Source organism: Streptomyces coelicoflavus (assembly GCF_003112555.1).
In the GTDB taxonomy this organism is placed as follows: Bacteria; Actinomycetota; Actinomycetes; order Streptomycetales; family Streptomycetaceae; genus Streptomyces; species Streptomyces coelicoflavus.
In genome coordinates this window covers 60,892-73,935 of record NZ_BEWB01000019.1, presented here as the reverse complement: position 1 = coordinate 73,935, position 13,044 = coordinate 60,892, and the positions used below count along the sequence as shown (strand labels likewise).

General features: G+C 73.5%; 9 protein-coding genes and 1 pseudogene. 5 read left to right on the top strand and 5 right to left on the bottom strand.

The features are described from left to right. Positions 1-108: 108 nt before the first annotated feature. The 3 genes and pseudogenes from Sco07f_RS35730 (at position 109) to Sco07f_RS41160 (ending at position 2,145) form a co-directional block, all read left to right on the top strand. A complete protein-coding gene (locus Sco07f_RS35730; RefSeq protein ID WP_244942223.1) occupies positions 109-1,248 on the top strand; it encodes a PAS domain-containing protein in 1,140 nt (379 codons plus the stop codon). 102 nt (positions 1,249-1,350) lie between these two features. Further along, positions 1,351-1,680, top strand: a pseudogene (locus Sco07f_RS41165) (PP2C family protein-serine/threonine phosphatase); the annotation flags it as partial. Next, positions 1,675-2,145 (top strand): ATP-binding protein, encoded by a 471-nt coding sequence (locus Sco07f_RS41160; protein WP_280524578.1) that lies wholly within the window; start codon positions 1,675-1,677, stop codon positions 2,143-2,145. The pseudogene Sco07f_RS41165 and the gene Sco07f_RS41160, both read left to right, overlap by 6 nt. Positions 2,146-2,158: 13 nt before the next feature. Here the strand turns inward: Sco07f_RS41160 and Sco07f_RS35715 are convergent, their stop codons facing one another. From Sco07f_RS35715 to Sco07f_RS35700, 5 genes are all read right to left on the bottom strand, one after another. Next, positions 2,159-7,177, bottom strand: coding sequence for a DNA repair ATPase (locus Sco07f_RS35715; RefSeq protein WP_244942221.1), 5,019 nt, complete (start codon positions 7,175-7,177; stop codon positions 2,159-2,161). Between the two features lie 100 nt (positions 7,178-7,277). Next, positions 7,278-9,311, bottom strand: coding sequence for a flotillin family protein (locus Sco07f_RS35710; RefSeq protein ID WP_007387534.1), 2,034 nt, complete (start codon positions 9,309-9,311; stop codon positions 7,278-7,280). 154 nt (positions 9,312-9,465) lie between these two features. Continuing rightward, positions 9,466-9,597, bottom strand: coding sequence for a hypothetical protein (locus Sco07f_RS41155; RefSeq protein WP_275407740.1), 132 nt, complete (start codon positions 9,595-9,597; stop codon positions 9,466-9,468). Positions 9,598-9,793: 196 nt separating this feature from the next. Continuing rightward, complete coding sequence (locus tag Sco07f_RS35705) at positions 9,794-10,480, bottom strand: CE1759 family FMN reductase (RefSeq protein WP_108990323.1); 687 nt, start codon at positions 10,478-10,480, stop codon at positions 9,794-9,796. Then, positions 10,477-11,595 (bottom strand): LLM class flavin-dependent oxidoreductase, encoded by a 1,119-nt coding sequence (locus tag Sco07f_RS35700; protein ID WP_108990322.1) that lies wholly within the window; start codon positions 11,593-11,595, stop codon positions 10,477-10,479. Before Sco07f_RS35700 ends, Sco07f_RS35705 begins: the two co-directional genes overlap by 4 nt. 118 nt (positions 11,596-11,713) lie before the next feature. Between Sco07f_RS35700 and Sco07f_RS35695 the strand changes: the two genes are divergently transcribed. Both Sco07f_RS35695 and Sco07f_RS35690 read left to right on the top strand, forming a co-directional pair. Continuing rightward, on the top strand, positions 11,714-12,052 hold the full coding sequence (locus Sco07f_RS35695) for a YnfA family protein (RefSeq protein ID WP_030145264.1): 339 nt from the start codon (positions 11,714-11,716) through the stop codon (positions 12,050-12,052). A gap of 76 nt (positions 12,053-12,128) precedes the next feature. Further along, entirely contained in the window at positions 12,129-12,908 is a 780-nt protein-coding gene (locus tag Sco07f_RS35690) for an SDR family NAD(P)-dependent oxidoreductase (protein WP_108990321.1), read from the top strand. The last annotated feature ends 136 nt before the right edge of the window (positions 12,909-13,044 follow it).

The following is a 13,044-nucleotide window of genomic DNA, read 5'->3' as shown; positions in this document are numbered from 1 at the left end:
CGCTCTCTGCCCTCCGCCCCAGACTCAAGCACACCCGTCGGCCGAGTTGCCGCGCGGAGCCGATGCGAGAAGGTGAGGGGGAAGACCGGGCCGCGAAGGGAGCGAGTGGTGACCGGCGATCCCATCGGCGACACCGCGGTGCTCAACGCGCTGTTCGCCAACTCGCCCCAGGGGCTGTTCGTCTTCGACTCCGAGCAGCGGATCGCCCGCTACAACCCGGCCGGGCGGGGAGTCCGGGGGCTGTCCGCCGAGGACGTCGTCGGCCGGCGCGTCGAGGAGCTCGCCCCCGGCTTCGAGGCGGGCGAACTCCAGCGCCTGATCGACGAGGTACTGGCGACCGGCGAGCCGTTGCGGGGCCGCCTGGTCCGCGGCAGGTCCCCGTCCGACCCGCACCGCACGCTCGCCGTGGAGGTGTCCCTCTTCCCGCTGCACGACCTCGGCGACGGCAGACCCGGCCTCGTGGGCGTGGCCGAGGACGTGACCGAGCGGCAGGCCGCCGCGGACCGGCTCGCCGTACTCAGCGAGGTGCACGCGGCCGTCGGCTCCACACTGGACGCGCGGACGACGGCCGGCGAGCTGGTACGGGCCCTGGTGCCGGCCTTCGCCGACGCGGCCACCGTCGACCTGCTGGACGACGGTGTCGCCGCCGCCGAACGCCCGGCCGGTCCCCCGCCGACGGAGGTTCCGCTGCGCCGGGTGTCCTTCGCCCCGCCGACCACGGAGGTGAGCCGACGGGAGGGCGACAGCCGCCCGATGCCCTTCCCCACGCCGTACACGCAGGTCCTCAACGACCTGCGGGCCCGTCTGGTCCGGGTCTCCTCCGACGACCCGTGGCTGTCCACCGACCCGGAGGGCTTCGCACCGCTGGTCAGGGCGGGCGTGCACGCCATGATCGTCGTCCCGTTGACGGCCCGGAACACCGTGCTCGGGCTGCTGACCCGAGCCCAGTCCAACGCTCCGGTGATGCGGTCACCGTCTACAACCGTTCCTGGAGACCGAGCAGAAGTGAGCCTGCTCAGCCGCACACTCCAAACGGTCTTGAGTGCACTGGTCCCCGGCGTACTCAACCCCTGGGCGGCGACACGCATCGCGTGCGTGATCCGATCCAGGGAGGCCAGCTCCCTCACGACCTGGCCAAGTGGGTACGGACAGAGGGCGACGGAGAGGCCCCAAACCTTCTCTCCGGAGGAGAGGGGGCTCCGCACGCTGGCTCCGTTCCCGGCGATCCAGATCGCACGATCACGGTAACCCGATCAGCCCAGAGCAACGCAAGCCGGCACCCGGACCATCACACGATCGAGCTAACTCGACCTCGTACACACTCCCCGGTGAGCAGCCGCCCACCCCGTCTCCCGGCACTGCACCATGGTCCGCGCGGGGCACCCCGCACCCGTCGTCATCGACCCCGACGGCGCCCCCCGCGCCGTGGAGGTCCCGCAGGGGCCGCCCCTCGGGACCGGCGGCGGCCACGTCTTCACCCCGGCGGTGCTCGAACTGGCGCCGGGCACCCTGCTGGCCCTCCACACCAACGGCCTCACCCGGGGCAACGGCGAGGAGGGGGACGCCGCCCGGCGACGTCTCGAGCACATCCTGGCCTCCACCACGCGGCCGCTCCAGGAGCTGTGCGACACCGCCGTCTACCACATGGCGCCCTCCCGCCACGACGATGCCGTCCTGCTGCTCGCGCGCACCCGCGCCCTGCCCCCGGAGCACGTCGCGGACTGGACGCTGCCCGCCGACGCGTCCGTGGTGGGCACCGCGCGGCGGCTCGTCGACCGGCAGCTCGCCGCCTGGGACCTCGACGACGCGGCGTACACCACCGGACTCGTCGTCAGCGAACTCGTCACCAACGCCATCCGCTACGGCAAGGGCCCGGTGCGGCTGCGGCTCATCCGCGACCGGGGACGGCTGCTGACCGAGGTCACGGACGCCAGCAGCGCCAGCCCCCACCTGCGCCGCGCGCGGGAGAGCGACGAGGGCGGCCGCGGGCTGTTCATCGTGATGCGGCTCAGCACGCACTGGGGTGTCCGGCACAGCCGCCACGACAAGACCATCTGGTCCGAGCAGCGGCTCGACGCGGGGTCGGCACCGGACGCGGCGGACCTGATGGACGCCTTCGACGTGCCGGACACCGGGGAGCTGTGAGGCCCCCGGCGCCTCACCGCTCCGTTGCGTCGGCGGCGTGCCGGGCGTGCGGGTTGGCCAGGAGGTGGCGGGGGTCGGCGGCGCGGGTGATGGCGGACTCGACGGCGGCGACCCGGTCCGCGAGGAGGCCCAGGGCGGCGACGGCACGCACCACGGGGTCGTCGTCGGGGCCGCCGAGGGTGCGGGCGCGGACGTGGGCGGTGCGCACCTCGGCCCAGCGGGCGGCCTCCTCCGGGGTGAGCGTGCCGCGCAGCTCGGCGAGCTTGAGGAGGTTGGCCTCCGCCCCGTGGGTGAGGGTCTGCGCCTCCGCCGTGTAGTGGTCGTCGAGGACGGCGGCGCGCTCGGCGTCGTTCATGGCGGGGCGGATGCGCTGGGCGATCTTGTTCATGTTGCGGTAGGAGCCCTGGAGCCGGAACGCGGGCTCCGTCCGGGCGTCGTCCGACTGGGCGGCGGAGGCGATGTAGGCGGTGTTGACGGCCAGGACCGTCTCGCGGGCGGCCACCAGGTGGCGCAGGACGGACAGGACGCGCTCCAGCTCGGCCGGCGGGTAGGCGTGGGTGAGCCGGTCGGCGCGGGCGGTGGGGTCCCCGGCGGCGAGGCGGACGAGCAGCTCCAGGTCGGCCCGGTCGCGGCCGGCGAGCGGGGCGAGGACCGGGTTCGCGGTGAGCGCGTTCTCCAGGAAGCTCAGCGCGAAGGCCTCCTCCTTGCCGGTCAGGACGTCGCCCAGGTTCCAGACGTCGGCCCGGTTGGCGAGCATGTCGGGGACCTGGAAGCGGGCGCCGGACTCGGTGTAGGGGTTGCCTGCCATGCAGACGGCGAAGCGCTTGCCGCGCAGGTCGTAGGTGCGGGGGCGGCCGTCCCGCACGCCGTCCACGCGGCGGGTGGCGTCGCACAGCGGGATGAACCTCTGGAGCAGCTCGGGCGACGTGTGCTGGATGTCGTCCAGGTAGAGCAGCGTGTTGTTCGCGGACGCCAGCGCGAAGTTGATCTTCTCGATCTCCTGGCGCGCGGTGGCGTTGGGCGCGTCGGCCGGGTCGAGCGAGGTGACGGAGTGGCCGAGCGCGGGGCCGCTGATCTTCACCAGCATCAGGCCGAGGCGCTCGGCGACGTACTCGACCAGGGTGGTCTTGCCGTAGCCGGGCGGGGAGAGCAGCAGCAGGAGCCCGCCGGTGTCGGTGCGCTTGCCGTCGCCGGTGGTGCCGAGCTGCTTGGCCAGGCTGTCCCCGACGAGCGGGAGGTACACCTCGTCCACGAGCCGGTTGCGGACGAAGGCGGACATGACGCGCGGGCGGTGGTCGTCCAGGCGCAGGCGCTCGCGCTCGGCGCCCACCAGGGCGGTGCGGCGGCGCTGGTAGGCGCGGAACGCGGGGACGTCCTCGGCCGCGAAGCGCGCGGTGCGGGCGAGGAACTCGTCCAGGCGCAGCGGCAGCCGGCCGCCCGTGACGCGCGGGTGGGTGCCCAGCAGGCCCTCCGCGGTGGCCGTCGGCGGGGTGTCGCCGTCGTAGCGGGTCAGGTCGGGGCAGAGCTCGGCGGCGACCGCCTCGGCCAGGTCGCCGGGGGTGAGGTCGGTGCCGGTGGCGGCGGCGTACGACGTGATCCACGCCTCGGCGAGCTGCCCGCGGGCGGCCAGGTCGCCGAGCGCGGCCAGGTCCTCGTCGTAGGCCGGATTGCCCACCGTGCGGCGGAACTTCTCCAGGAGCGTGCGCGTGCCCGCGCCGAGGACGAAGCCGTCGGGGGTGGTGGTCAGTTCGTGGAAGAGGTAGGAGGCGGCGGCGCGGGCGGTGTCCGCACCGGTTTCGCGGGCGGTGTCCCCACCGGTCTCCCCGCCCGTCCCCGGCCACGCGGCGACGGCCCCCGCCAGTTCCTCCTCCAGGTCGCCGATCGCACCCGAGAGGCCGAAGGTGTCCCGGGCGCGGGCCAGGGAGCGGGCGCGCCGGGTCCACGTGCCGCGGGCCTCCGGTGTGGTGCCGTGGGCCCAGAAGAGCTGGGCGGCGGCACGGGCGGCCGGCTCGTGGACGAGGGTCCCGGCCCGCTCGTACAGGGGCAGCAGCGCCGTCAGGACGACCGTCGCGTCGTGGTCGTGCACGCCCCGCTCGTAGCCCTCGTCGTACGCCTCCCGCGCGGCCTCGCGGACGAGGGCGGGCAGGTCGTCGGCCTCGGCGAGGGCGCTCGCGCCGTGCTCCCGGAGCAGACGGGCGGCGAGGTGTTCGGCGCGGTAGACGCCGGGGGACTCCGAGGGGAGGGTGCGGTCCCAGTGGGCGCGGGTGGCCGCGAAGTCCGGGTCGGTGACCGGTGAGCGGTAGTCGGTGCCGGTGAGGGCGAAGGCGAGTCCGTCGCCGTCGGGGACGAGGGTGAGGTCCAGGGGCTGGGTGTTGACGGCGAAGCGGTGGGCGCCCAGGCGCAGGGTGCGGCCGTCGTCGGCGTACAGGTCGGTGCGGTCGCGCAGGGCGCGGGCGGCCTCCTGGCGGGCCGACTTGAGGCGCCCGTCCAGTTCCTCCGCGCGGACGCTGTCGCCGAGGGCGCGCAGTTCGTCGGCGGTGCGGCGGACCTTGGCCGGCATCGGGTCGGAGGCGAAGTACGTGCTGACCGCGTCGGCGTCGGCGAGGGTCGCGCACCGCCGGGTGATCGTCTCCAGGATGCGGGCGGCGGACGCGGCGAGCTGTTCGGCGCGGCGGGCGCGGGTGTCGGAGAGGGACTGCTTGCGGGCGGCGAGCGCGTCGTAGATCTCGGTGCGCTTGTCGGCGAGTTCGGTCAGGAAGCCGTCGAACTCCGCGAAGCGGGACTCCAGGTCCTCCAGGCGGGCCAGCAGCCGCGCGAGCTGGTCGTCGCAGTGCTCGGGGGTGTCGGCGGCGGCGAGCGCGGCGGTGACGGCCTGGCCGAGCAGGGCCGTCTCGGCGGTGAACTCGGCGCGGCCCTCGCGGTCGGCCAGGGCGCGGCGGCGGGCGTCCAGGGTGGCGCGGGCGCGGTTGACGCCGCCCAGGACACCGGCGACGCGCTCCAGCAGGGCGGTGCGGACGGTGGCGTCGCCCATGTCGAGTTCGGCGACGACGTCGGTGACCGTGCGCAGCCCGTCGGCGAGTTCGTCGAGCCGGGCCGCGACCGGACCGGCCTCGGCGACGGTGGCGACGGCCTCCGCGTCGGCGACGAGCGCCTCGACGTCCGCGCGCTGGGCGTCGAAGGCGTCCTCGCGGGCGAGGAAGGCCACGGCCCGCCGACCGAGTTCGGCGAGGGACGCCTCGGCCTCCGCGGCCAGGGCGTCGATGCCGGGGACGTCGGCGTACCGCATCTCCTTGACGTTCAGCAGGTGCCCGTGGGCGTGCCGCAGTTCGGTCAGGCCGCGCACCCAGGCGGCGGCCTCCTTGGGCGCCTCGCCGCGCAGCCGCCGCACCACCGCCGCGATCCGCTCGGCGGCCTCGTCCCGGGCGTCGGCCGCCCGCCGGGTCAGGTCCCGTACGGTCTCGAACTCGGCCAGCACCTGCTCGGCCGTCTCCCGTACGGCGGCCAGCGCGCCCGCCAGGTCGCCCAGTTCCTCCTCGTCGAGCCAGTGGTGGCCGTCGGCCGCGCGCACGCAGGACGCGGCGAGCGCCCGGTAGCCCTCGGCGGTGGTGATGCCCTCGCCGACGGCCCCGGCGACGGACAGGCAGGCGGAGATGCCGCGCACGAGGTCGGCGTTGCCCACGCGGGCCAGCGGTCCGCTCCCGGCGGGCGCGGCGGCGGCGTGGGTGTCGGAGACGTACGGCGAGTGCCACAGCTGCACGGGGTGCACCTGGGCGGGTTCGTCGCCGTCCGCGCGCAGCACGGTGAAGGTGCCGTCCTCCGCCAGGGCCCAGCCCCGGCAGGGCAGCGGGTTGGCGACCTCCTTGCGGATGGTGTTGTACGACAGCAGCAGGCGCCGGCTCGCACCGCGCGCGTGGAAGGCGTACAGCACGTCCTCGCCGTTGGGCGACCGCACCTCCCGCTCGAACTCCAGGCTGTCCGCGTCGAGTTCGTACGCCTTGTGGGCGCCCGTGGCCAGGCAGTAGCCGCCGGGGAAGACGATGCCCTGGTCGTCGGGGAGGCGGCGGCAGGCGAGCCCGATGCCGTCCAGGCGGACCACCGACTTGGTGAGGGTGTTGAACACCAGGTGGCGGTCGGTGTCCTCCTTGTAGGGCCGTACGCGCAGCAGGATCAGGGCGCCGACCCGGGCGTGCGCGATGTCGGCGTCGGCCAGGGACTGGAGGGGCTCGTCGACGGGCTCGGAGTGAATGCCCTCGGCGGTCTCGGTGTCGTCCTCCAGCTTGACGGTGAGGGCGCCGCCGACCGCGCTGACGTGGAACGCGCCGCGCACGGACACGTGCGGGTGGCGGCCCAGGACGTGGTCCTCGCGGGTGGCCTCGGTCCACTCGAAGTCGTACGGCGCGGGGAACACGTCGTCGCGTTCGCCCCGCGCGTCCAGGAAGGCGGCCCGCCCGTCCTCGGTCAGCTCCCAGCGCAGTACGCGGATGTCGTCGGCCTTCTCGCCGGTGCGGAAGACGGCCAGCAGCCTGCCGTCGACGGGGCGCAGCCGCAGCAGCCGGGCCTGCCGGTAGTAGCGGTGCAGGTCGGCGAACTCCCGCACGAAGGCCGGGTCGTCGAGCAGGCCGGGCACGGCCGACTCGGGCAGCGGGTTCAGGTCGCGGTCGTACAGGGTGAAGACGTCGGCCACGGTGGTCCGGTCGCGGTGGCCGGGGCGGCCGGTGGAGCCGAGCAGCAGGGCGTCGCCGACGACGGCGACGTCGCGGGGCACGACCGGGTGCTCCGTGCGCAGCCGCTCCGTGGAGGCCAGTTCGAGCCGGGCCGACCCGAACTCCTCGATACGGCGGGTGTTGAGGAGTCCGGCGCGGTGGGCGAGGTCGGCACTCTGCGCGGCGAGGCGGTCGCGCAGCACCTCGTAGGCGCCGGCGTCCACCCGCGTGGTGGCAGTCGTGGCCGTGGTGGCCGTGGCTTCCGACCCGCCCGTCGCGTCCGTCGCGCCCGTCGTGTCCGTCGTAGCCGTCTCCGGAGCGGTGGCCATGAGCGGTTGGTCCCTTCCAGGAAGCGAGGGGTGCCGAAGCCGCCGACCCCCGTACGGCGGCCTCGGCACCCGGTCTGTGGTGGCCGGTCGTGGTGGCCGGTCAGACCCTGGTCTTGCCGTTCAGCGCGGTGAGCGGCGTGTCGGCGAGGCCCAGTTCACCGGCGCGGTCCAGGAGGCGCTGCATCTGCCCCGCGTCCGTGCCGCCCGACTTCATCAGCTTCATCAGCAGCGCGGACACCGTCAGGTTCTGCACGTCGCCCGTGGAGAACGAGCCCAGCACCCGGGTCAGGTCGTCGGTGAAGTTCGACGAGCCGTCCAGCCAGGGCCCGGCGAGGGCCTGCGCCGTCTCGGAGTGCTTGACGAACCCGTCGACTCCCTTGCCGAGCGAGACCGAGGACACCAGGCGGTCGAAGAAGACCGAGTCGCCGCCCACGATGTCGATGTCCGCGTTCTCCAGACCGGTGGCGAGCACCGTGGCCTGGGCCTCGGCGACCTGCCGCTGCACGTCGAGCCCGGCCAGCCGGATGTCCTTCTCCGCCTCCAGGCGCAGCCGGTACTCCTCGTGGCCGCGCGAGGCGTCGTCCAGGGCGGCCATCGCCGCGGCCTTCTCGGTGAGTCCGGCGGCCTCGGCCTTCAGCTTGCCGCCGATGGCCTCGGCCTCGGCGAGCGCCTTGGCCCGCGCGCCCTCGGCCTCGGCACGCATCCGGGCCTCGGTCGCCTCGGCCTCCGCGCGGCCGGCCTTCTCGATGACCTCGGCCTCCTTGTCGCGGACCTGGACCGCCGCGAGGCCCGCCGCGGCCGCCTCGGCCTGGATGCCCTCGGCCATCCGCAGCTTGGCCTGCGCCTCCAGGTCGGCGCTCTTCAACCGGGCCTCGGCCATGGTGAGTTCCTCGGCGGCGCGGTGGGCGGCCGCCGCCTCCGCGGCCTCGGCGGCCTTGATGTCCTTGACCAGCCGCTCCTGCGCCTGGGCCTCGGCGGCGATGATCACGGTCTGCCGGTCCCGCTCCGCCTCCTCCACGGCGCGCAGCTTCTTGATGGACTCCTCCTGCTCGGCGACCGTACGGTCCACGGCGACCCGCTCGCGGATGACCTCGGCGATGTCCCGCTTCTCGGCCTCGACCTCCTTCTCGGCGGCGATCCGGGTCAGTTCGGTCTCCCGCTCGCGGCCGATGGCCTCGAGCATGCGGTCCTTCTCGATGCGCTCGTTCTCGACGGCGATGACCCGCTCGCGGTTCTTCGCGGCGACCGCGACCTCACGGGCCTGGTTCTCGCGCTGCACGCCGAGCTGCTCCTCGGTGCGCAGGAAGGCCGTCTGCGCGCGCAGCCGCTCCTCCTCCACCACTCGCGCCGTCTCGGCCTCCTCGCGGGCCCGGGTGGTGTCGATCTCGCGCTTCTGCTTGATCTCGGCGTCCGCCTGCCGGCGCTCCAGCTCCAGTACGGCCTCGCGCGCGTCGACGTTCTGCCGGGTGATCTCCTTCTCCTCCGTGCGCCGCGCCTCGTTCGTGCGCACGTGCTCCACGGCCGTCAGCTCGGTGATCTTCCGGATGCCCTGGGCGTCGAGGACGTTCGCCGGGTCCAGCTGGGTCAGCGGCGTCTGCTCCAGGAAGTCGATCGCCGCGTCCTCGAGGTGGTACCCGCTGAGGTCGACGCCGATGACCTCGATGATCCGGTACCGCAGCTCCTCGCGCTTGGTGTAGAGGTCGGTGAAGTCCATCTGCTTGCCGACGGTCTTGAGCGCCTCGGAGAACTTCGCGTGGAACAGCTCCTGCAGCGTGTCCCGGTCGCTGGCACGGGCGGTGCCGACCGCCTGGGCGACCTTGACGACGTCCTCGATGGTCTTGTTGACCTTGACGAAGAACGTGATGCGGATGTCCGCGCGGATGTTGTCCCGGCAGATCAGGCCTTCCTTGCCGGCCCTGGTGATCTCGATCGTCTTCACCGAGATGTCCATCACCTCGGCCTTGTGCAGCACCGGCAGCACCACCTGACCCGTGAAGGTCACGTCCACCTTGCGCATCTTGGAGACGATCAGCGCCTTGCCCTGCTCGACCTTCCGGAAGAGCCGCGAGACGCCGAACAACACGATGACGACCAGGAGCACGCCGACGACGGCGAGGACACCGATGACTTCCATGGGACACGTCCTTACGGCAAGAGACGGCTGTCACGGCGGCCGGCCGCTGCGACTGTTGGTGTGGTGACGCCCGTGCGGACAGGCGCGGTTCCGGGCGGCGGCAGTCCTTCGACGCGCCTGCGCCGGGCCCCGGCAGGGGGCGAAGAGGCAGATGTCAGACGGCGCGGCGGTGCGGTGCCGCGGCACCGGTGCCGCGGGAGGCGGCGCCGGGTTCGTCGGGTCGAAGGCGGTGCAGCGGGTGGAGCGGACGGACGTAGGGACTGTTCGTCGTCACCGTTGTCGTCATCGTCCGCCCCCTTCCGCAGTGCTCCCCGTTGCGCTCATGATGCGTGAGCGTGCCACCTATGCGCATTGCCGGTTTCCGGAAGCGTTCGCGGGGGCTTGAATGCCGGTGAGCCGCCGACGGGTTGGGGGAAACCCGGTCGGCGGCTCAGGGGGCGGTGCGGCGGATACGGCGGTGCGGCGGTGCGGCGGTCCCGTGCTCAGGGGGCCGGGCTCGGCCCCGGAACGCTCAGCGCGGCGAGCCGCTGCTCGAAGGGCGTGACCTCCTCGAAGGAGTCCCGCCGGGGCGGCCGGCGGACCGTGGAGGACCCCGACAGCCCCGCCATGAGCGCGGCCAGCTCGGTCCCGGCGCGCCCGATCCGGGCGTCGAGCCCCTCCGCGCCCCAGTCCTCGGAGGCGGCGTACACCCCGGTGGGGACGACGACCGCCTTCAGGTAGGCGAAGAGCGGCCGGTGGGGGTCCCCCCGCGCGAGCGCGTTCGAGCGTGGGGGAGCGTGGTCGAGCACCAGGGAGTGCCGGCCGGTGCCGCCGGTCGCGGCGATCAGCACCGGCTTCCCGGTGAGGGCGTACTCGTCGGTGACGCTCAGCGCGTCGAAGAACGACTTGAACAGCCCGCTGTACGACGCCGAGAACACCGGCGTGACGACGATCAGCCCGTCGGCCGCCGCGACCTCGGCGAACGCGTCCGCGAGCGCCGGTGCCGGGAACCCGTTGGTGAAGGTGTGCGCGATCTGCACGGCGAGGTCGCGCAGCTCGATCACCTGGACGTCGGCCGGGGCGGGCTCGGGCGCGGTGGCGGCCGGGGCGGCGACCGCGGCCAGCCGGTCGCCGAGCAGCCGGGTGGACGACGGGACGCTCAGCCCCGCGGAGACGACGACGAGCTTCATGCGCGCGCTCCTTCCTCTTCCTCGGCCTGCTGGACCGGGGCGTCCTTCCGGGCGGCCAGCAGGGACGCGTGGGTCGGCGCGTCCGGCACGTTCGCCGGACGGTTCTTGGCGAACTCCTCGCGCAGCACCGGGACGACCTCCTCGCCGAGCAGGTCGAGCTGCTCCAGGACGGTCTTCAGGGGCAGCCCGGCGTGGTCCATCAGGAACAGCTGGCGCTGGTAGTCACCGGCGTAGTCGCGGAAGGCGAGCGTCTTCTCGATCACCTGCTGCGGCGAGCCGACGGTGAGCGGCGTCTGCGCGGTGAAGTCCTCCAGCGACGGCCCGTGCCCGTAGACCGGCGCCTCGTCGAAGTACGGCCGGAACTCGCGGACCGCGTCCTGGCTGTTCCTCCGCATGAACACCTGGCCGCCGAGGCCGACGATCGCCTGCTCGGGCGTGCCGTGCCCGTAGTGGGCGTAGCGGGCCCGGTACAGCTCGATCATGCGCTTGGTGTGGTCGGCGGGCCAGAAGATGTTGTTGTGGAAGAAGCCGTCGCCGTAGTAGGCCGCCTGCTCGGCGATCTCCGGCGAGCGGATCGACCCGTGCCACACGAAGGGCGCGACCCCGTCCAGCGGACGCGGGGTGGACGTGAAGCCCTGGAGCGGCGTGCGGAACTTGCCCTCCCAGTTCACCACGTCCTCGCGCCACAGGCGGTGCAGCAGGTTGTAGTTCTCGACGGCGAGGTTGATGCCCTCGCGGATGTCCTTGCCGAACCAGGGGTAGACCGGGCCGGTGTTGCCGCGCCCCATCATCAGGTCCACCCGGCCGTCGGCCAGGTGCTGGAGCATCGCGAAGTCCTCGGCGATCTTCACCGGGTCGTTCGTGGTGATCAGGGTGGTGGAGGTGGACAGGATCAGCCGCTCGGTGCGGGCCGCGACGTAGCCGAGCATGGTCGTCGGCGACGAGGGCACGAAGGGCGGGTTGTGGTGCTCGCCGGTGGCGAAGACGTCGAGCCCGACCTCCTCGGCCTTGAGCGCGATGGCGACCATGGCCTTGATGCGCTCACGCTCGGTCGGCGTACGGCCCGTGGTCGGGTCGGGCGTGACGTCGCCGACGGTGAAGATGCCGAACTGCATGATCGCTCAACCTCCAGGTTGTTGACGCTTCAACTATACCCGTGGAACGGAGCGCTCCCGGCCGTTATTCCGCAGGTCCGCCGCCCGGCACAGGGGCGGTGCGTGCGAAGCTGCCCGCATGCTCGTGCTCCGCTCCGCCGCCCTCTTCGTCGTCGCCGCCCTGTTCGAGATCGGCGGCGCCTGGCTGGTGTGGCAGGGGGTGCGCGAGCAGCGCGGCTGGTTGTGGGCCGCGGGCGGGGTCCTGGCCCTCGGCGCCTACGGCTTCGTCGCCACCTTCCAGCCCGACGCCCACTTCGGCCGCATCCTCGCCGCGTACGGCGGGATCTTCGTGGCCGGCTCGATCCTGTGGGGCGTGGTCGCCGACGGCTACCGCCCCGACCGCTGGGACATCGCGGGGGCGCTGGTCTGCCTCGCCGGAATGGCCCTGATCATGTGGGCACCGCGCAACGGCGGCTGACCACGGGGCCGGCCACGGCGCTGACTACCCTGGACGGCGACCGTCGCACCGCCCTCGTACGCACCAGGAGCAGCCCATGGCCACCGCAGCCGCACCGCCCGCGCCCTCCCGCATCGCCGTCGTCACCGGTGCGAGCAGCGGAATCGGCGCCGCCACGGCCCGGCAGCTGGCCGCGGCCGGTTACCGCGTGGTCCTCACCGCCCGCCGCAAGGACCGCATCGAGGCGCTGGCCGAGGAGATCGAGGCGGCCGGCCACAAGGCGACGGCGTACCCCCTGGACGTCACCGACCGCGAGGCGGTCGACGAGTTCGCGACCGCGTTCAGGACCATCGGCGTCCTGGTCAACAACGCGGGCGGCGCGCTCGGCGCCGACCCGGTGGCCACCGGCGACCCGGACGACTGGCGCCGCATGTACGAGACGAACGTCATCGGCACCCTCAACCTCACCCAGGCCCTGCTCCCCAAGCTGGAGGCGAGCGGCGACGGCACGGTCGTGGTCGTCTCCTCCACCGCGGGCCTGTCCACCTACGAGGGCGGCGCGGGCTACGTCGCCGCCAAGCACGGCGAGCACGTCCTCGCCGAGACCCTGCGCCTGGAGATCGTCGGCCGCCCGGTCCGCGTCGTCGAAGTCGCGCCGGGCATGGTCAAGACCGACGAGTTCGCCCTGACCCGCTTCGCCGGCGACCAGGACAGGGCGGCCAAGGTCTACCAGGGCGTCGCCGCCCCCCTCACCGCCGACGACGTCGCCGACACCATCACCTGGGCGGTCACCCGCCCCGCCCACGTCAACATCGACCTCCTGGTCGTCCGCCCCCGCGCCCAGGCGTCGAACACGAAGGTGCACCGGGAGGGCTGACGCCAGTGGGTAACTCACAGGAGTGAAGCGAATCCGATTACCGGAACGGCTGTTGAACTGACGATCTAGGCTCGCGCCACAACATCCAACGTGACGGCCCTCGGCCGGGATGCCGGTCCCGACCGAGAGCCTGACC